This is a genomic window from Microvirga alba, assembly GCF_015694465.1.
Lineage (GTDB): Bacteria > Pseudomonadota > Alphaproteobacteria > Rhizobiales > Beijerinckiaceae > Microvirga > Microvirga alba.
On record NZ_JADQDO010000007.1, the window covers coordinates 202,952 to 220,240 of the forward strand.

23 protein-coding genes are annotated in these 17,289 nt (G+C 59.3%); 6 read left to right on the forward strand and 17 right to left on the reverse strand.

Features of this window, described 5'->3' with window-relative positions; translation table 11 throughout:
• Positions 1 to 52: 52 nt before the first annotated feature.
• From I2H38_RS15025 to I2H38_RS15105, 17 genes are all read right to left on the reverse strand, one after another.
• On the reverse strand, positions 53 to 994 hold the full coding sequence (locus tag I2H38_RS15025) for a hypothetical protein (protein ID WP_196272706.1): 942 nt from the start codon (positions 992 to 994) through the stop codon (positions 53 to 55).
• Positions 994 to 2,376 (reverse strand): hypothetical protein, encoded by a 1,383-nt coding sequence (locus tag I2H38_RS15030; RefSeq protein WP_196272668.1) that lies wholly within the window; start codon positions 2,374 to 2,376, stop codon positions 994 to 996. The genes I2H38_RS15025 and I2H38_RS15030 overlap by 1 nt, the downstream gene beginning before the upstream one ends.
• A complete protein-coding gene (locus I2H38_RS15035; protein ID WP_196272669.1) occupies positions 2,370 to 2,747 on the reverse strand; it encodes a hypothetical protein in 378 nt (125 codons plus the stop codon). Before I2H38_RS15035 ends, I2H38_RS15030 begins: the two co-directional genes overlap by 7 nt.
• Positions 2,748 to 2,897: 150 nt before the next feature.
• Positions 2,898 to 4,136 (reverse strand): P22 phage major capsid protein family protein, encoded by a 1,239-nt coding sequence (locus I2H38_RS15040; protein ID WP_196272670.1) that lies wholly within the window; start codon positions 4,134 to 4,136, stop codon positions 2,898 to 2,900.
• A gap of 31 nt (positions 4,137 to 4,167) precedes the next feature.
• Positions 4,168 to 5,004 (reverse strand): hypothetical protein, encoded by an 837-nt coding sequence (locus I2H38_RS15045; protein WP_196272671.1) that lies wholly within the window; start codon positions 5,002 to 5,004, stop codon positions 4,168 to 4,170.
• A 91-nt stretch (positions 5,005 to 5,095) separates the two neighbouring features.
• Positions 5,096 to 7,288 (reverse strand): portal protein, encoded by a 2,193-nt coding sequence (locus tag I2H38_RS15050; protein WP_196272672.1) that lies wholly within the window; start codon positions 7,286 to 7,288, stop codon positions 5,096 to 5,098.
• A 4-nt stretch (positions 7,289 to 7,292) separates the two neighbouring features.
• Positions 7,293 to 8,552 carry a PBSX family phage terminase large subunit gene (locus I2H38_RS15055; RefSeq protein ID WP_196272673.1) on the reverse strand — a complete coding sequence of 420 codons (1,260 nt, stop codon included), beginning with the start codon at positions 8,550 to 8,552 and terminating at the stop codon, positions 7,293 to 7,295.
• Entirely contained in the window at positions 8,542 to 8,829 is a 288-nt protein-coding gene (locus tag I2H38_RS15060; protein ID WP_196272674.1) for a hypothetical protein, read from the reverse strand. Before I2H38_RS15060 ends, I2H38_RS15055 begins: the two co-directional genes overlap by 11 nt.
• 434 nt (positions 8,830 to 9,263) lie before the next feature.
• Entirely contained in the window at positions 9,264 to 9,911 is a 648-nt protein-coding gene (gene nusG / locus I2H38_RS15065) for a transcription termination/antitermination protein NusG (RefSeq protein WP_196272675.1), read from the reverse strand.
• Between the two features lie 60 nt (positions 9,912 to 9,971).
• The gene (locus I2H38_RS15070) at positions 9,972 to 10,235 is read right to left on the reverse strand and encodes a hypothetical protein (protein ID WP_196272676.1); all 264 of its coding nucleotides are present in this window, start codon (positions 10,233 to 10,235) and stop codon (positions 9,972 to 9,974) included.
• Positions 10,232 to 10,489 carry a hypothetical protein gene (locus I2H38_RS15075; RefSeq protein ID WP_196272677.1) on the reverse strand — a complete coding sequence of 86 codons (258 nt, stop codon included), beginning with the start codon at positions 10,487 to 10,489 and terminating at the stop codon, positions 10,232 to 10,234. The genes I2H38_RS15070 and I2H38_RS15075 overlap by 4 nt, the downstream gene beginning before the upstream one ends.
• Positions 10,490 to 11,011: 522 nt before the next feature.
• Positions 11,012 to 11,269, reverse strand: a complete 258-nt coding sequence (locus tag I2H38_RS15080; RefSeq protein WP_196272678.1) for a DUF2312 domain-containing protein — start codon at positions 11,267 to 11,269, stop codon at positions 11,012 to 11,014.
• A 7-nt stretch (positions 11,270 to 11,276) separates the two neighbouring features.
• Entirely contained in the window at positions 11,277 to 11,582 is a 306-nt protein-coding gene (locus I2H38_RS15085; protein ID WP_196272679.1) for a hypothetical protein, read from the reverse strand.
• A gap of 25 nt (positions 11,583 to 11,607) precedes the next feature.
• The gene (locus I2H38_RS15090; protein ID WP_196272680.1) at positions 11,608 to 12,483 is read right to left on the reverse strand and encodes a hypothetical protein; all 876 of its coding nucleotides are present in this window, start codon (positions 12,481 to 12,483) and stop codon (positions 11,608 to 11,610) included.
• Positions 12,483 to 12,830, reverse strand: a complete 348-nt coding sequence (locus tag I2H38_RS15095; protein ID WP_196272681.1) for a DUF1064 domain-containing protein — start codon at positions 12,828 to 12,830, stop codon at positions 12,483 to 12,485. The genes I2H38_RS15090 and I2H38_RS15095 overlap by 1 nt, the downstream gene beginning before the upstream one ends.
• Positions 12,827 to 13,324 carry a helix-turn-helix domain-containing protein gene (locus tag I2H38_RS15100; protein WP_196272682.1) on the reverse strand — a complete coding sequence of 166 codons (498 nt, stop codon included), beginning with the start codon at positions 13,322 to 13,324 and terminating at the stop codon, positions 12,827 to 12,829. Before I2H38_RS15100 ends, I2H38_RS15095 begins: the two co-directional genes overlap by 4 nt.
• 138 nt (positions 13,325 to 13,462) lie before the next feature.
• Positions 13,463 to 13,807 carry a hypothetical protein gene (locus I2H38_RS15105; protein ID WP_196272683.1) on the reverse strand — a complete coding sequence of 115 codons (345 nt, stop codon included), beginning with the start codon at positions 13,805 to 13,807 and terminating at the stop codon, positions 13,463 to 13,465.
• Between the two features lie 774 nt (positions 13,808 to 14,581).
• Here I2H38_RS15105 and I2H38_RS15110 point away from each other — a divergent pair.
• From I2H38_RS15110 to I2H38_RS15135, 6 genes are all read left to right on the forward strand, one after another.
• Positions 14,582 to 15,394, forward strand: a complete 813-nt coding sequence (locus I2H38_RS15110; protein WP_196272684.1) for a S24 family peptidase — start codon at positions 14,582 to 14,584, stop codon at positions 15,392 to 15,394.
• A 256-nt stretch (positions 15,395 to 15,650) separates the two neighbouring features.
• Positions 15,651 to 15,851, forward strand: a complete 201-nt coding sequence (locus I2H38_RS15115; protein WP_196272685.1) for a hypothetical protein — start codon at positions 15,651 to 15,653, stop codon at positions 15,849 to 15,851.
• 84 nt (positions 15,852 to 15,935) lie between these two features.
• The gene (locus I2H38_RS15120) at positions 15,936 to 16,292 is read left to right on the forward strand and encodes a hypothetical protein (RefSeq protein WP_196272686.1); all 357 of its coding nucleotides are present in this window, start codon (positions 15,936 to 15,938) and stop codon (positions 16,290 to 16,292) included.
• Complete coding sequence (locus tag I2H38_RS15125; RefSeq protein WP_196272687.1) at positions 16,292 to 16,510, forward strand: hypothetical protein; 219 nt, start codon at positions 16,292 to 16,294, stop codon at positions 16,508 to 16,510. Before I2H38_RS15120 ends, I2H38_RS15125 begins: the two co-directional genes overlap by 1 nt.
• Entirely contained in the window at positions 16,507 to 16,743 is a 237-nt protein-coding gene (locus I2H38_RS15130) for a hypothetical protein (protein ID WP_196272688.1), read from the forward strand. The genes I2H38_RS15125 and I2H38_RS15130 overlap by 4 nt, the downstream gene beginning before the upstream one ends.
• Before the next feature lie 12 nt (positions 16,744 to 16,755).
• A partial coding sequence (locus I2H38_RS15135; RefSeq protein ID WP_456085379.1) for a DUF7666 domain-containing protein occupies positions 16,756 to 17,289 on the forward strand: 534 nt, incomplete at its 3' end.

The following is a 17,289-nucleotide window of genomic DNA, read 5'->3' on the forward strand; positions in this document are numbered from 1 at the left end:
TCCTCGACCGTCACATAGGTCTGAGCGGAGTTGGCCCACCGAACAACCATTGCTACCGCTTCCGCATATCGATCATGATGGACTTGTCGGTGAACTCGAATGTAACCGTGCCCGTCGTTGCAATCGTTACCTGCAATTCGTACGTGTTCGACCCGGCCATGTCGGCATCAAGCTTGTTTATGAAAATGGGGGAAAAGTCAGCGAACAGAAACAGGTTACCCGAGCGGAGGACCGTGCTGCCGTTCTTCAGCAGCCTGTAGCGCCCCGTGATCGTCCCTGTGCCGCTGGCGAGTCTGTATTGACAGTCTGCGCTGATGATCGCGGCGTACCCGCTGATGCCTGTGGCGGATGCCGATATGAGCGTGAACCACCCCCCAGCAGTGCTGTTGAGGGCTGTCACCGATCCAGACGACACGACCGATGGGGCTGTGACAGCCTGCGTTGCTATGTCGAGCGTCCCGACCCTGACTGGCACATTGAAGGTAAAAACCCCCGCCGTGTAGTTGAAGACGTTCTGAGCCGTCCCGCTGTCCGTCAGGCGAAAATCGTTCGCCGCGAACCCGATAGAGGCACCGCCACCGCTCTCGGCAATGATCTGCATCCCGGCATAGGTGTCGCCCGCCGTCAGGAACACACCATAGGCCGCAACGGATCCGGCTGGGCCTGCCATGGCCCCGAAGTAAATCTGTCCGCTGGCCGTCGCCTTGCCCACAGAGGCCGAAACCGTCGTGATCTGCTCTGCAAGCGCTGCATCAGCCGCAACGCGGGCATTGGTTTCCGTTGTCACCGCTGCGGACGCGCCATCCGCAACCGCCTTCACCGTATCAATGCGCTGGTCTGTCTTGACGATGTTCGACCGGAACCAATCGCTGGTGAAATTCTCCCAGTCGAGAAGGTATTGCGTGGGCCTGCCGTCCGCTGTCACCCGAGACACGTTAAAGGGAAGGTTCGGCGGCTGGGAATCCAGAAGCGGCGTGATGTCGTTCGATGCCATCAGGGCCGCCTCTGCTGAAGATCCGGCACAGATGCACCCATGAACGAGAAATCTTGCGTCGAAGATGACGAGAACCGCACCCGCAAGCCGTGATGGGTCGACAGCCCGGCACGGTTTACAGATACGGGATATTTGTCAGCCTGTGACAATGAGCGGCTGAGAGGCGTTGCCCACGTCTTGCCGCCGTCATGCGACCATGACACGTCAACCATAGCCCCATCGGCTTCCGTAAAGTCGCCATAGATGCCTGGGACCGCCACCCGCACCGGGAAGTCCTTCAAGGGCTGGCTTTCGATGGTCCAGGGAGCGACTACGCCCGCTTCCGTCCGTAAACCATCCTCAACCTTGAGGAGGTTCGTGGACAGGGTGTCGCCCATAATCCAAGCGCCATTGAGCTTCACGGAATGAGAGGCTCGCCAACGATTGGTACCCGTGCTCAAGCGCTCATTCCAGAGACCAGAGCTAACGTTCAGTTCCCATGTCCCCGCATCAGAGGACAGGACCCAATAGGCGTTGCCCTTGGCGGTATAGACATAAGCTTCAAGCGTCGAGACCGTGGAACGGGCAATAAAGGCTTCTACGTCAGGGGTGGAGACCCTTGGAGTATCGAAGCCTCTGAGAGCCCGCACCGTGCCGTCATGAGCCACGAAATGAGGCTCCCGGTCCCATCCCAGTTCAAAGCCAGCCACCGCCATCGTGGTAAGTAGGCCGACAGGAAGAACCGAGGTCATTCTCGCCAGGGGGAACGGCATAGCCCCGACATTCTTCCACGGCTCGATGGTTTCGGTGCCCATCGCAAAGTAAGTGCCTGCATGGACGAACCCGCGCTTGAGGCCGTCCGGCTTTGCTTCCGCTGTGGCGAAGGACAGAGCGTTAATATTGGTGCTGTTCAACTCACTGGCGAAGATCCGGCCATCGGGGATGGTGAAGTCAAAGAACCCGTCTTGGAAGTCCACCGAATTGACCGTGGCTGGCAGGTTCGTGCCGGGGTAGGCGGAGACAGCGGTTTCGGTCAGTATGTACGCCCCCCCGCCTTCACGGACGGCCACGATATCCGGCGTTGAGACTCCACCAGTGACCTTGTTGTTTCGGGCAAGCGTGACGCCATCCGTTCCGGGGATAGAGCCCGTAAGCGTAGTAACCGTTCCTGCCGAGGATACCTTCACGACAGCGCCTGAATAGACCGCGTACAACGTCCCATTCACGTCAATGAGCCCACGCGGCCCGCTCTTGGTCGTATTGGCAAACACGGACAGCCCCGCAGAGCGCCGGTTGTAAACCCGGTCGCCCGCCTTTTCGTTGTACCCGTTGACAATACGGCCCTCTCCCTCACCGGGGCGAAGGCCTGGCGTTGAGGATAGAGGGAACGGAACGGCTACCATTGAGAGCCCCCCAACCGACGGCGGGGGCGGAGAGCGCTGTCGATCGCCAGTGTCTTACGCGTCCCGCTGCCGATCCGGGCAAGCGTCCTTAGGCGGTTCTCCGCAAGCGTGATGGCATCTGTATCCCTCGGCCTTCCGAACTTCTTGGCGCAGGCTTCGGCCAACAGCACCACGAGATGAGGGAACGTTGAATCGGGGATGTCGTCAGCGTCCCCGATGTAAATGGCATTCCGGCTTGCAAGATCCTCCAAGAGCGGCTGAACGCGAGCATCGACGGCGGCGATATCCTCAGCGCTTGCGACTTGACCCGCGCCGAGAGCGTTCAACTCCTGAAGCGCCTCCGTTATCAATTCGCTCTTGGTTTTCGACATGGGGTACCCACTTGGCGGGCGTATCGGCCCAGCCGTCTGGCAATGCTTCGCCAGCTTTGAGGTGGAAAATCTCGGCGGCCCCGTCCTTGGCATAGCCCCAGGTCGGAGTAAGGGGAGAGCTTTCGCCCTCCCCCTCAGTCTCAAGCCGCATTAGGGGCTGCCGCTCAGGCGGGCCGCGAGGCGCGGGTCGATGGTCTTGACGCCATAGAGGATGTCGAGACGCCACTTGGACACGTCGTTCACGCCGTCATAGAAGGGGATCACGCGAACGCTCAGGCCGTTGGTGGACTTGCGCGCCACATCGACCGCACCCGGAGGAGCCACGAGCGGGACCATCGCGAGAGCAAACGCATTCTTGTGGAACACGAGGTTCTGAGCGTAGCCGGTGGCAGCCGTGCCAAGGAAGGTCATGGCCGCATTGTCGGCAGGGCCAGCCGAGACGTTCTGGAACGCGCCCGAGGCGATGATCGCCGGGGCAATCGTGAGGGTCGCATTGCCCGAGCCGTCAGACGAGGCATCAGCCACCACCGTGAACTGCTTCAGGTGGGGAAGAACGGCCTTCGTGATCGGGTTCACGTCGTAGACGTTGGCAATCGTGAACACGTCGCCAGCCTTGACGCGAGCCGCAGCCGCGGCGGTCCAGCCGTCAGTGATAAGCGACTGAGTGCCGGTGTCCTTGGTCGCGGCGTAGGTCGTGGCCTGGTTCGCGCCGTTAACGAGCGGGGAGCCGCCCAGCGGGCCAACCGTGTGGGTCGGAACGTTCTGGGTGGAATAGGTATCCACGCCACCGATGACGCCCAGCTTTGCCTTGCGATAGGCGTCCTTGGCCGCATCCTGCATGTAAAGCGCAGTCTGCGAGCCGAGCATGCCCCACTGGTCCGTGGGCGACAGGACGGCAGAACGCATATCGGACGGGACGGCACCCAGATCCAGACGCTCCGGAGCCTTGGCGAAATCTGCGAAGGAGTTCACGACTTGGCCGGGGGTGCCGACCCAGTTCGGGATATCCTTGTAGAGCGCCATGAGGTCCTGATCGACCTGATTGGCAAGCTGCACCATGGCAGGCTTGATCACGCGATCGGCAAGCTCACCGATCTTCAGAGTCAGGTCAGACGAGGTGAATTCGAAGTCCACGCCCTTCTGCTTGTTGACCGTGATGGAGGTCGTGCCTTCCACAACGTCCTGAGACGAGGAAACAGCGCCATCGCGGACGGTGAACTGGGTCGGCTTGCGGATCGACACCGAAGCACCCGGCTTGTAGCCGTTGACGCGGTTATCGAACTCGTTTTCGTACCCACGATAGACGAGGTTCGCCATCACGAGTTCGTTTTCCAGGATCTTCACAGAGGTTTCCGCGATGATGCTGGACGTAAGGACAGTGTTAGCCATCTCAGGCTATTCCTTTCGAGGGGAGATGGTCCTAGCGCCGGTAGGTCTTGGAGATGTACGCGTCGATTTCCTGAGACGGCGACATCACACCAGCACCGCCCTTGACTGGAGCGGTCGGAGCAGGGGCCTTGGTTGCTGTGTTGGGTTTCGGCAGGGACAGGCGGTGTTCCAGGCGCGCCACTTCCATTGCGGCCTTGAGAGGCGGCAATCGGTTGAGTTCGGCGGCCTTGGCGGGGTTCTTCGCCAGATGGTGCGCGAGAAGCGGACCCTTCTCGCTTTCGACGATCAATTGCGTCAGCGTTCCAGAAATCTGGATGTTGGCTTTCGTGATGGTGGCTTTCAGGCCAGGGATGGCCTTTTCAGCACTCTCCAACCGCTCGCTGTAGTCTTCAAACGCTTCTGCCTGCCTAGCAGCCGATTGGGCCGCCTGACCTTCCAGGGCGCGTTTGATTTGTGGCTTGATGACGAGTTTCGCGGTTTCATACGCCGTGCGCGCTTGTTCAAAAGCGAGATAGTCGGCGTAATCCGCTTCCTTGGGCGGCTCCCCGATTTCAGCCTTGATAGCCGCGTCCAGATTGCCACTGTCTACCGGTGGGCGACTGCGGATCTGAGCTAGTTCGGCTTCAAGAGCTTCGTTTCGGCGCTTCAGGCGCTCAACGCCGGATGGGCGCTTGCGCTTTGGCTGCTCGTCTTCGTCTTGATCGTCTTCAGAGTGGTCGGCTTCGCTATCATCAGCGGTGCCGTCGCTCTCAGTCCCTGTATCGGCTTCGTCCTTCGGAGTTTCCTCCGTAGAAGTGACCTCAGACTGTTGTTCCTCAGTGACTAGCGCCTCGTTCGACGCCTGCTCATTGGAAAGGTTGTCATCCATGTGAAGTGGTTCCAAAGAAAAAGCCGCCCGGTTGAAGGGACGGCTTGCTCATCATCGCGGCTGGCACCTCTTGCGCCTGCTCGCGTGAAGGTCAGACCGGCAGTGGTGCGCCGGGATCGGTTGAGCCATTAAAAAAGCCGCCCGGAGGCGGCTCTTGTGGCTGAATGGGGTATTGCTCCATCTCTGGAGGCATTGGGCCTCCCGGGGGCATTTCTGGTGGCTCTGGCGGCATCGGGGGCGCTGAAATCGCCTGCCCGATCTGGCCAAGGAGATGTTCAAGAAGCGCGAACCGTTGTTCGACGGCGGCGGGGTCGATCTGGAGCGGTGCCATAATGGCAAGAGCTTCAGCCTCGGCCTTGTCCGCTTTCGCTTTAGTTTCGCGGGCTTTCTGTTCCGTCAATTCCCGCTCGGCATCCTTGGTTTTAAGCTCAATCTGCGCGGCCATTTCTTGCATCGGGTCGGGGGGCGGCTGCGGGATAGGCTTGTCAGACTCCGCCTGAATGACGGCTTGGATCTGCGGAGGGGCAAGAAGCCTGAATCGCTCGGCCATCTCATCAGCCATCGGCCAATCTTGCGCCTTGACGTATAGATCGCCAATGGCAGGCAGGGCTTGCGGGTTGGTCTGGAGGAGCTCACGCATACCGTCTCGAGCTTCTTCGCGCCGCGTGGTGTAGCTCGGCCCCATGGACATGACCACATCGTAAGCGCCGACCGTCAGGTCATTCATGACCATTTCAGCCTGGCCGTCGAACGCCACGCCTTGAGGCTGGTTGACCTTCAGTTCCTCTGTCTTCCCGTCCTCTCCAGTGATACGGAGAGTGCGCGCCGTGTCGTAAATGTGCGGGATTAGATCAACGAGGATCGTCCCTGTGTGCTGGATCGCGAAGCTAAAGTTGTCCACGTAGACGAACGACCCAATATCGCCCTCTCGCTGCTTCGCGAGGATGGCCTTGCCGCTGTGCTCGGTCGATGGCGCGCCCAAGCCCGAGTTGAAAATGCCGATCGTCCGCTGGATGTCGTCGTGCGCGAGCTGAATCTCTTGGCTCAGACCAGTGGACGAAACTGCCGGCTGGACACGCTGGGGCGCTTGGTTCCCGTTAGCTGGGTCGGGCGTATATGGCAGATACGGATGGTTGACGGTGTTCGCCGTCCCCCAAATGTCCTGATGCTCCTCGAAGTTCTTTTCCGTCCCAATGAACGGAGCCTTAGGCTGAAGCGCCACGACTTCGGTTTGAGCCGACCGGCTGTAATTGTACATCCGCTGCGGGTCACGAGCGTAACGGATCGCGCCGAAGCGAACGACCTTGCGGCCAATCGTGATCTGATTGCCCCAAACGGGGACGATGGGGATGTATCGGCCCGGATGCTTCTCAGGGCCTTCAAGGACTTCGGAACACGAGATGACGCAACGCCACACCTCGTCAACGTCCCTCTCATCTTCGCGTTCGATCATACCAGCCGCGCGGGCCTGTTCGACGATTAGAGCCGCTTCCTCCGCGCGCTTCGGGTTGCTGTCGCTCAGGTCAAAGACCGAGCCATCCTTGAGCAACACGAGCTTATGCTTGGCGGGCTTCTTGTACCAATATTCCGCAACCCTGACATGGTCATCGGTCAGCCAGTCGGTCATTTGGCTAGCGTAGGTTTCTGAACCATAGCTCTCAGGCGTTTTGCCGGGGAATTTGGCCTTAAACCCCGCCCGGCTCATGTCCACGGGCACAAAGCAGAATTTGGCGTCGGCGCGCGAAAGCTCAGTTGCATCCGGGTCCCAGAGGACGGACACGCCATCCTCAATCGTTTCAAGCTTCAGATCCTGGTTGAAGGTAGAGGGAGAGGAATACTCAGCTCGCACCCGCCAATGGCCAACGCCACAGGAAACCTGACTATCCGCCGTCTTGGCATAAACCGCCGTCTGCGCCTTTGAACGGTTCTCGATGTACCGAATGACCCCAGCCATGGCATCAGCCGTCTTGGGGTCGCCATGGTCATCGACGGGGACACACTTGATCGCAGGGCGCATCTGCCGGATATCGCCCGTGATCTGACGAACGTAGGTCGGGAGCGCGTTGATCGTCAGGCAGGGGCGTCCTTCAGCATCGCGCGCAGCCTTAGCCGGCTGGTCCCATTGGTTCAGGCCAACCAGAAACTCAAGATCGTAGTAAGCCTCGCGGATATTATCGCGCTCGCGCTGCCATGCAGATTCATAGCGTTGATGAGCTTCCGTCAGGAAGTCGGCATCATCTTGGGCGTCTTTGCCCTTCCGTGCCTTGTTCTCGTCAGTTGCCATCGAATTAAGCACCCATCCAGCCGCCAGCGCGGCGAGTCTTCAGCTTGCGTTCCCGTTCAGCGCGGGGCTCTTCCATCGCAACGGCGAAATACCTGAATGCGTCAGAGCCATGAGACGCCCAATCGTGGAGAGGCGTCCGCTTGAACGTCTTCTTGTCTTCGTCCAGTTCGTAGCGGTAGTGGCGAAGGCACTGGAGGCCGTCCGCCGTCTTCTCGTCGTCAAACCAGCACTTGCCGAACACTGTGCGGGCAGCGTTGATGCCGTCAGCCAGTGAAAGGCGTGGCACGATGCGGACCGTCCGCCCAGCCGCACGCATCAGCTCTTCGACGCTGCGACCGGAGCCCATCTGCTTCGCCTGCGCGTCATGCGGCAGCCAATCGGTGCCGTAGACGTAACCCCGCTCTTGGAGCTTCTGGAGATAATGAGAGAGCGGCTTCTGGCAGTCCTGAAGGTAGTCAATCAGCCTGAATTCAAAGCCTACGGCCTGAGCGAACCAGATCGACGTATTGTCAGCCCAACCCAAGTCCCAGATCGTATGAACGGGCTTTGACGCGTCATACGGAACGCGTGTAATGCGCCCGCCCTCCGTCGCCGCCCGGATCTCAGAGGCGTACACAGCGCCATCTAGCGTCTGCTTACAGAAGCCCTCCCACACGTTGAGATAGGCGTCTTCGTCTCTGGCTTTCAGGTCGTCCTTTTCGGCCTTCAGAACCTCAGGGAACCACGGGTTATCCGACCAATTGATCTTCTGGACGACGGCCCCGGCTGGTGGGGTGCGAACGAACCGCTGATAGGTCTCGTCCTCCTCAAGGCCGGGGTTGAACGTGATCCAGATTTCCGACCCTTCCTTGCGGATCGTCGGTATCAACGTTTCCCACGAAGTCTTTGAAACCGTTCGGGCCTCCTCAACCCAGACGATGTCAACGCCCTCTTTTGACTTGATGTTGCCGATGTTGTGCTTCAACCCGGCAAAGATGAACAGCGAGCCGTTCTTGCCCCGCACTTCCGTGTTGAGAACCTGATAGAAGTCCTCAAGGCCGAGGTCCCGTATCTGGTCCTTAAGAAGCTGGTGGACTGAATCCTCAATCGACTTCTGAATCTCACGGGCACAGAGCACCCGAAGCGGCCTTTGCGCCCCTAGGATCAGGAGAGCGCGAGCAACACCCCATGACTTCGCACCGCCGCGCCCGCCGTAGAGCACCTTGTAGCGCCCAGGCTCAAACAAGCACTGGAGCTTTTCGGGGAACTCAGCATTAACCGGCATCGGGCCGCTTGAAGATCACTGCAATGCTGTGCTGGACAGGCGGCGCGTCATCATCGCCGGATATCGGCTGGGTCGCCTTCCCGTAAGCACGGTCAAGGATCTCCTTGATGGCTGAAACGCGGGCTTGCTCGCTCTCAGCCTCTTGGGCCAACCGCGCCAGCTCCGTGACAACGGAGGGCACGTATTGGCGGGCAAGAGCCTTGATGTCAGCGGTTACGATATTGGGCTTGCCCTTCTGGCGACCGCCAGTCTTAGGAAGCCCCTTGGGCCGGGGCATGGTTTCTAAACCTATCTATTTTAGATTTCGTCGCCTTCACCGAGCCTGATCGTATCGACAGGGGGGGGCAAAAGCTCGTCCTTAAGGGATTGGGGCGCGCATACTCACCACCTTGCGACAAGGGGATAAGCGCTTTTGGTTGTGGGAGATGACGGCCCCAAAAGGGATTGATGCAGGCCGGGCTTGATACCGGCTAAGGGCGGCGTTGCCCGCCTTTCATACGGCGCGGGTCAGCCATCTTTAAGCGCTTTACGCCCCACGCAAATCGCGCCTCCGCTGCGTGTCCTTCCACGCCGCTGCACCAAACTGAAAAGGCCCCGCGACCATCTCTGATCCGGGGCATAAAAATCCATACCGGCTAACGGGTTGCGTTGCCTGGGCCAGCCGACGCCTCAGGAGGCGCTCCGTTTTTGCTGGTCATCCTACGTCAATGACTAGCACACGGCGTCAAGCTCTGCAATAGCCATTTTCGCGGGGATGTCGATTTTCACCTTCCGGCCATAGACCTCGGCTTCAAGGGCGATGGTCGTCTTGGAAGCGTTGAGGATCGTTGCTGTGAAGCCCTCGAATGGACCGCTTGCCATGCGGACGGTCTGGCCAGATGCGAATTTCGCGGCGAAGCGTTGGGCTTCCTTCACCGTCTCGTCGTGATCGCCACGCTCGTAGGCATCCTGCATGCGGGACATAATCTCGTCTGGCACGCGGATCGGTGCCCCCTTGTTGTTGAGGATGTCCGCAACGCCATCGGTCAGGCGGATTGGGTAGAAGGAATCCAGCCCCTGCTCCAAGCCGACGAAGAGGTAGCGAGGGAAGAGCGGACGCTCCACCCTCTCACGCTTGTTCTTGTCCCCCTTGGCGCGATGCGGAGGCACCTTCACCCACTTCGCCATCATCGGCAGGAAGGTGGCATAGCCGAGGGCCTCCAAGCCGCCCTGTGCACGCTCCTCGCACTTCGGGTTGGTGAAGATGACGTACCAGCTCGGATTGAGTACCGGGCGCGCAAGCGGCGATGGCCGGGAGCGGGCCTTTGTCTTGAAAGTACGCGGGACGCGATGGGTCAGAGATGAAGGCTCGAAGGACATAGGTCTTCCCCGTTGCAAAAGGTCGGTCCCCTTTAAAAGTTGGTGGTCTATAGGCGGGCTTTAGTGACCGCTCTGTTGGGAGTTGGTGGGTTCAGTTGGATCGGTAGGAGTGGAGGCCTTGGTGATTGCTTCGATCATGTCGGCCATGCCGAGGAGACGCCCAGCCACCCATTCGCGCGGATAGGTCTCAACAACGGAAATCTGCTCGCCAAACCCGCCAGGGACGTGGTTGTAGCCAGTGCGCTTGCGCTCCTCGACCTTCAGCGTCTTGTCTGCGGTATCGCGCAACGCCGCGACGACTTGTGATAGAACAGCCTCACTCATTTGCTTTCGCTCTCTTTGGGAAGGATGGAGTCAATGGCGGCTTTGAAGGCCTCCTCGAAGTTGGCCTCGACCTCCCCGAAGTTTTCTTCCAAGCCCCACTTGCGCATTCCCGCTACCATCTCGCCCGTAGGCTCTCGGAGAACGCGGAGGGCGGCGATGGCAAGCTCAGGATAGATCCGCGCCAAGGGCTGGGCGATTAGCTCCTCACGGCGCTTCGCCATAGCCCCGGCCATCTTCTCGATCATCTCGTTCATTGGTCGTCCCTGTGCTTGAGGGAGCGGACCTCATCCGCGAACGCCTTGGCGACTAGCTGCGTAGGGTGGGTGATCTCCTGGCCTTCAGGCCAAAGCTTATCCGCCGCCCTCTCCAGAGCATCGTTCTCGGCTTGGCGGATGGCTTTGGAGATAGCCCTGGTTTTGGCCATTGGAGACCCAGCAGCGCACGGACCGCCGTCGTCTCCCACGCCAGTGATGGCCTCCGCCCTTGCCTCCGGGCTCATTCCTTCTGTCATGGGTGGGGCTCCTAGAATGGGATATCTCGATCTGGGTCCAGGCGCCGGATTTCAACTGGCGCACGGAGTTTCGCCGCCGCCACCGCGTGAAGAACAAAGAACTCATGCCCCTTGCACTTCTCCGCAAGACGGGCAGCCTCGCGCTCTGCATCCTCGTATGATGGATGGCGATAGGTCGGAGGCCCTCCGTTCGGATTCCAAACAACGTAGAAATTCAGGTCGCTTTGCATGTGGGTATCTTCCCTCCTCTGTCTAAAGATGATGGTCAGCCAGCCATACCAAGGGCTTGCATGTAGAGCTCAAGAATGGCTTCAGCCTCTTGGCGCTCTGCGTAATCCTGCTTTCGAAGGGCGATGATCTTGCGGATCGTGGCTCCATCAAAGCCGTTGCCCTTGGCCTCCTGGTAGACCCCTTTGATGTCTTCAGAGAGGCCCGCCTTTTCTTCCTCGAGACGCTCGATGCGCTCGATGAAAGCCTTTAGCTGGTCGGCGGATACGGATTCAGTTTGGAATGCGTCGGTCATGTTGTCCTCAGTGGTTCTTCGATTGCGCGGGAATAGCCCGTCGCGCCCCTGTCGCCGCTAGGCGAATCCGGGCGGACAGGGCCGCCAGTTCGTCAGCGACCTCGGCAACGGATGGGACGAACTTGTATTTCCGGGGGATGCCGTGGACCGGGTCAGCGGCAAGCTTGATGACGACCACCGGGAACTGCGCAAGGTTCGCAATGAGCCCGATGAGGTAGGTATCCGGGTCAACGAAGTCTCGAGCGCGGTAGCTGCCGACGATGGCCTTTGCAGCCTCTTTCGCGGCGATCGGGTCAGCGCGGCCGCAATCCATCGCCTCATCCATCGCGAGCACGATGTCACATGCCGTCGTGTCCGGAACCCCGGTGTGAGCCGTCTGGAAAACTCTGGCTATCGCCTCCCCAGGAAGCAAGCCGTTCAAACCTTTCGTCGATACGGTCGAAGGCGCTCGCGAATTCTGACTTACGGTGAGGTTGTTCATGTGGTCCACCTCGTGGCTGAATCGTTGCGGTTGTTGGGTGCTCGTCTTCCCAGCGGCCCTTGTTCAACCAAGTGGCTGGGTGTGGGATGAACTGGGGGTCTGGGTTTGTTTCGAGGTAGGCCCGGAGCCCTGACAGGATCTTGGCGAAGGGGACCCTGCCGGATTTGCGGACCTTGCCCAGCGCCTTCTCGGCATCGGGCTTTCCAACCTTCCGAGGGTACAGCCCGTAGAACTGCGCAAAGGCGTCCTTCGGCCAATTGGAATGAGCTTCTGCTACGATGATCAAATCACCGCCCGCCTCGTCCGCGCAATCCTTAGCGTCAGCTAAGGTAATATCTGTATCTGTCTCTGTATCTGGGGGCGTTGCGCAACGGTCATGCAACGTTGCGTCGCCGTTGCGTTTCCGTTGCCGTGACTTGCGGGAACGCTCCGTTGACGTGTCGCTTTCATATTGGCGATCAGACCACCGGCACACGCGGCCATCTTCAATCATCCCCATCCGGGCCATTTCCGCCAGAATGCCGGCCACGCTTTCAGTCTCGCAGCCCAGAACGTCCGCGATAGCATCCGCGTCATTATCGAAGGCCCCGCCGTCCTGTGTTTCGGAGGCGCTTTCGAGGATGTAGCACCACACGAAGACAACACGCTCCCGCGTCGCCTTAGCCCGACGCGCAATGCCGCCGAACTTCGGATCTGTCGCCAGTCCTGTGTAATGGCGGAACCAACGAGTCATCAGAACGCCTCCTCAGCCCACCCGCCGCCGTCTTTCTTGGCGCGGGCCTTCAGGGCGATGAACCGGAACGGGTAAAGCTCTGACGCAACCTTGATCTTCACGCGAGCGTCATCCTGCCAGAAGCCTTTGACCTCGTGCATTTCCATGGTGCCGTCGTTGAGCATGACGGCGAAGTCAGGGCTGTAGAACGTGCTGTCGGCAAGACGGAGCTTCACGCCTTCGAACTTGTACCAAGCTACCTCCCCGGCCCTTTGGCGCAGGGAAAGGAAGTCGGCATAAGCCTTCTCAGTCTTGTTCATTTCGCCTGTCTTGAGGCGACCAAGGGCGAGGATGGTGGCGTTTTTCATGCCAGCACCTCCAGCCGTTTCTTGATGGTCAGGACGGCAAGCCGGTAATCAGGATCTGCCGCCATGCGGGACTCGCAGCGGGTCGCACCCTTGATAATGGTCGTGTGGTCCTTGCCGCCTATAACGCGGCCAATGGACGGGTATGATTTCCCCGTCAGATCCCTCGCGAGATACATGAACGCTTGCCGAGGTTGGACCACGCGCATGGTTCGCCGCTCGTTCTTAAGATCCTGCGTCGTGACCTGGAACCCAGCGGCCACGTGCTCCAAGATGAGATGCATCGTCAGCCGTGGGGCCGCTTCGGACGAGCAGACGAGCCTGAAATTATCCAGAAGCTCAGCGACAGTTGGCTGTCTCACCTCGACTACTGGCGGCGGCAGGGCGACCGGGATAACTGGCGCGGCCCGCCCTACCCGCTCAAAGGGGACAACTGGCATGGCGGGCCGCTGGTTGAAAACCGGGCGCGGACGAGCAAGCGTGGTGAAGCCGGCCATTACTCTTCCCCCTCTTCGCCGGAGAGCCAAGGCGCAAGGGCAAATGCCTTTGCCAATAGAGCGCGCTCCTGCTCTTGGAGCCGGGCAACTTGTTCCAAAATATGATTGGCTTTGCGTTCTCGGTCCGCGCGGAACCGCCTAGAGAGGGGCAGCTTGCGAACGGCTTGCCGCTCGCTCCAGCGCTCTAGCCAGCGCTTGCACCTGCTCCGCAATCCTATTCTGCTCAGCTTGAAGGTATTGGAGTTTGTCACGGATCTGCCCCAGGTCTGCAGGAGTGTTCTGTCGAAGGGCAACCCGAACTTTTTCCACGGCTTCAATGCCTGGGTTCTTGGCTTCCCGGTTGAAAAAGGCTTTGGCGGTGCGGAAAGAGATCCCCGCTGCACGGGCAGCGCGCTCTAGCCAACGGTCGCGGGTTTCATCGCCCCGTCGATTGCCTGCTAGCTCAATAATCGCATCGCGCATTTCGTCGACAACGAGGGTCACGACACGACCTCTCGCGCTGGATGAACTGTCCAACATAACGGACGCCTCTTGTGGTGAGTTGAACTCACCGCAGCGAAGGGCTTCGAATGATCATCAACGGCCATCGATTCGACTTTGGCGAGTACATCGATGGCCTGAAGGGAACTCAGAAAAAGAGCCGGGAGCGCGGGACTCGTGCCCCCGGCCAAGTCAAGGGAGGCGTCAAACAGAGTGCGGGCAGGAAGCCGGTCGAAACGCGCTTCAAGGCCACACTGAACGAGCCGGGAGAACCCCGGCCCTCTTACCGGACTATCCGGCAAGCTCGGAAAGGGCAGTGAATGCCCCAAAACTGGAAGCCGGTTGCTTGCCCCACGAGCGCAACCGGAAAAGCTCGTCAAAGAACTCCGAAAACGGGCCTCTATTTTCAGGGTGGGGCGCGACCCTATGGCAGGGGTCGGCGCTCTTGCTGCACGATGCGGCAAGCTATGAGGGGGCAGTGATTGGCCCCAGAAACTGGATAATGTGAGCGCGGCCATCATGCCCGCGCGCCTCGTGGGGCCACTCGGGCCTCGGCCATATCCGCGAGGCTTTTCAGTGTGACCCCTGTAATCTTTCGGGACCGAGCAGCCGTTACCGCACGGTTCCAGTATGGACTTGGGATGACAAACCCCTGTCGCTCACGGTGAGCCATCCCCTTCCCAGCGGAATACGTGATGCCGAGATCCGCAACGAAATCCGACAAAGACGGCCACCGATCAATGATGCTATACTGAGTCATAGCTATAGCTATAAATCATGACCGACATAAGTCAAGCAATGAGTGATGAAATATATCCACCAACCTCGCTAAGCGAGGATATGGCACGGAGCAAGAAAGAAGAGCGGGAACAGAGGGCCGCTCGCCTGAAAGAGGCACGCCTCAAAGCGGGCTTTAAAAGCATGCCCGCTGCCGCTCGTACCATGCGAGTGAATATCTCGACCTATAAGGCCCACGAAGCCGGGACAAACGGCTTCGACACGCCTGACGCCAGGATCTATGCCAAAGCGTTCAAGGTCTCGGCATCTTGGCTAATGACGGGCGACGAGACCCCGGAGGACGCCGAGACGGAAGCAGCACCGGAACAGGCATCGGTGCCTCATGCCGATGTTGTCGGAGAGGTTGCGGCTGGCCGCTGGCTGTCGGTCGATTTCCACGACGAGGCCAAGTACGAGCCCGTACCCTTCGTGCCCGGTCGTTTTGCTGACCTGCCTCAGACAGCCTATCGCGTCGTCGGGCCATCGATGGACCAGAAACGCATAGACGACGGGGACTTCATAATATGCGTTCCATACATAGCAGCCAGAACCGCACCGCAGAGCTATGATATCGTTGTGGTTGAAACCAGCCGAGGCGGTGAAATTGAGCGGACCTGCAAAGAATTGATTGTAGGAAATGAAGCTTACGAATTATGGCCGAGATCAAGCCAACCGTCATTCTTCCACCCGATTATAATCCCACGTACCCCAGAGAACGAAACGCAACCGTGGGCTATAGATGATGATAGCAAGACTGTTACCCTCGTTGCGCTCGTTATAGGCAGATTCCGACCATTCAGCCAAAGTTACTGAACAAAAACTAAACACCCAGACCCGATATACAGAACAATTGAATCGCCCGTTAGATTTCTACGATTGCGCGGGAACAGCCGATCGGTGAGCATACCCCTTTATGGGTAGGGCGGGGGCTACGATGGGCAAAGTAAGGGGCGCTTTCCAACTGGCAAAACCACCTCCCTGTTGCGGGCAGGGCGGAACTATCTGCCGCTTCGATAGCTCTGAAACCCTTATTCTATGGAGCCAGGAAACCGAGATCCGGGATGGCGACATGGTGATGCTTGAGTATGACGGCGGCGCCTCAACCAGCATCGTTTACTTGCGCGCCTCTCGCGCCGCTGACGGCATCTCCCTTCATACCCGCTGCGACCATCCACCATTCCCGGTCCACTCGGGCGCTACCGAGCTGACCAACGGCGTTATATCCCTAAAGATCCTTGGCGTGCTGAAGGGCTCGTACCTCGCATTCTAGAAATAGCTATTTTTTATATCCGGACCGCTTGACGCGTCGGTCATAATATGTGACTGTCGGTTCATCCAACGAGGATGAGCCCCGATGCCGCAGACCCTCACACACAAGTTCGAAGACGCCCCGCTCCTATCACTGAGCGATGCCACCGCACTTCTCGCCACAGGCAAGGTCGAAGTCTCCTACGATGACGATGGAGAATGGACGGCTCGCGAGATCCAGCTTGTGGTCAAGGATAGCGCTGAAGACGAGCGCGCTATCTACCTCGACAACCGCTATAACCGCGAAATCTGGAACGCTGTCGTTTCCGGCCTCAGAGCCGACATAGACGAGGCCGTTGTCCTCGCTCTCGCAGAAGACGGCATTGCCATCCCCGATTGGAACGATGAGCACCGCCTGAGCGCCGCTCAACTCGTCGACCGTATCGCGATGGGGGCCCGGTGATGCTCCAGCCATCCAACGATCAGCAGATGATCCGTCTCGCCGCTCTGAAAGCAAAACTCTCGGCGACGGATGCTTTGGCCGATCTGATCAGAGCCAGCGCCATTCGCGACACCTCCTCAGACGAGCCATACGAGAACGCTTCGGCTCTCTCCGGTCACATCTCAGCAGCTCTCGCGATGGTCGAGATCATTCTCGAGGACATGGGAGCGACGGCATGACTCCCTACAGCGAAAGCAAAATCATCGGGGAACTGGCTGACAACGGCTGGCCTGAGATGTCGATGAGCGACGCAACCGAGATCCTCGTCAATCGAGGCATTCGCCCTTCACTCTCTCCTATCTCGCTTGAGGAAGCCATGAAACGGGCCAAGGCCCGCATGTCCCGACGCAAGCGCGTCTTCATCAACGACCACAGCCCATCTCCCTCAACATTCCCCGTCGCCGCTGAATAAGGAGCCGACGTGATGGCCAAAAAGCCCGCGCCAAAACCCACGCCTGAAGTCATCACTGCGTTCAAGGGGTTTGATAAGAACCTCGCTTGCCGTAGTTTCCAATATGAAATCGGCAAGACCTACAAATCCGACAGCGCCAATATCGTTCGCTGCGCTGCGGGTGGGTTCCATAGCTGCGACAACCCGCTCGATATCTGGTCCTACTACCCAGTCCTGGCCGACGACGGGTCTCTTGCGCGATACGCAGTCGTTGAGGCCAGCGGCAAGATTTGCCGCGCCGAAGCAAACGACACAAAATTCGCTTCTGGCGAGATCACCATCAAAGCCGAATTGAAGCTGCCTGAGTTCATCAAAGCCGCCGTCTCATGGATGATGAATAATGTAAAGGCAGACGGAGAAGCCTCCTCCGGGCACTACGCACGGCTGGCCTCCTCCGGGGACTCCGCACAGCTGGCCTCCTCCGGGCACTACGCACGGCTGGCCTCCTCCGGGGGCTACGCACAGCTGGCCTCCTCCGGGGACTACGCACAGCTGGCCTCCTCCGGG

Bases quoted from the DNA above. Each gene is read 5' to 3' on its own strand.
- I2H38_RS15025 (WP_196272706.1), bottom strand. From the start codon at position 994: ATGGCATCGAACGACATCACGCCGCTTCTGGATTCCCAGCCGCCGAAC.
- I2H38_RS15030 (WP_196272668.1), bottom strand. From the start codon at position 2,376: ATGGTAGCCGTTCCGTTCCCTCTATCCTCAACGCCAGGCCTTCGCCCC.
- I2H38_RS15035 (WP_196272669.1), bottom strand. From the start codon at position 2,747: ATGTCGAAAACCAAGAGCGAATTGATAACGGAGGCGCTTCAGGAGTTG.
- I2H38_RS15040 (WP_196272670.1), bottom strand. From the start codon at position 4,136: ATGGCTAACACTGTCCTTACGTCCAGCATCATCGCGGAAACCTCTGTG.
- I2H38_RS15045 (WP_196272671.1), bottom strand. From the start codon at position 5,004: ATGGATGACAACCTTTCCAATGAGCAGGCGTCGAACGAGGCGCTAGTC.
- I2H38_RS15050 (WP_196272672.1), bottom strand. From the start codon at position 7,288: ATGGCAACTGACGAGAACAAGGCACGGAAGGGCAAAGACGCCCAAGAT.
- I2H38_RS15055 (WP_196272673.1), bottom strand. From the start codon at position 8,552: ATGCCGGTTAATGCTGAGTTCCCCGAAAAGCTCCAGTGCTTGTTTGAG.
- I2H38_RS15060 (WP_196272674.1), bottom strand. From the start codon at position 8,829: ATGCCCCGGCCCAAGGGGCTTCCTAAGACTGGCGGTCGCCAGAAGGGC.
- nusG (WP_196272675.1), bottom strand. From the start codon at position 9,911: ATGTCCTTCGAGCCTTCATCTCTGACCCATCGCGTCCCGCGTACTTTC.
- I2H38_RS15070 (WP_196272676.1), bottom strand. From the start codon at position 10,235: ATGAGTGAGGCTGTTCTATCACAAGTCGTCGCGGCGTTGCGCGATACC.
- I2H38_RS15075 (WP_196272677.1), bottom strand. From the start codon at position 10,489: ATGAACGAGATGATCGAGAAGATGGCCGGGGCTATGGCGAAGCGCCGT.
- I2H38_RS15080 (WP_196272678.1), bottom strand. From the start codon at position 11,269: ATGACCGACGCATTCCAAACTGAATCCGTATCCGCCGACCAGCTAAAG.
- I2H38_RS15085 (WP_196272679.1), bottom strand. From the start codon at position 11,582: ATGGATTGCGGCCGCGCTGACCCGATCGCCGCGAAAGAGGCTGCAAAG.
- I2H38_RS15090 (WP_196272680.1), bottom strand. From the start codon at position 12,483: ATGACTCGTTGGTTCCGCCATTACACAGGACTGGCGACAGATCCGAAG.
- I2H38_RS15095 (WP_196272681.1), bottom strand. From the start codon at position 12,830: ATGAAAAACGCCACCATCCTCGCCCTTGGTCGCCTCAAGACAGGCGAA.
- I2H38_RS15100 (WP_196272682.1), bottom strand. From the start codon at position 13,324: ATGGCCGGCTTCACCACGCTTGCTCGTCCGCGCCCGGTTTTCAACCAG.
- I2H38_RS15110 (WP_196272684.1), top strand. From the start codon at position 14,582: ATGACCGACATAAGTCAAGCAATGAGTGATGAAATATATCCACCAACC.
- I2H38_RS15115 (WP_196272685.1), top strand. From the start codon at position 15,651: ATGGTGATGCTTGAGTATGACGGCGGCGCCTCAACCAGCATCGTTTAC.
- I2H38_RS15120 (WP_196272686.1), top strand. From the start codon at position 15,936: ATGCCGCAGACCCTCACACACAAGTTCGAAGACGCCCCGCTCCTATCA.
- I2H38_RS15125 (WP_196272687.1), top strand. From the start codon at position 16,292: ATGCTCCAGCCATCCAACGATCAGCAGATGATCCGTCTCGCCGCTCTG.
- I2H38_RS15130 (WP_196272688.1), top strand. From the start codon at position 16,507: ATGACTCCCTACAGCGAAAGCAAAATCATCGGGGAACTGGCTGACAAC.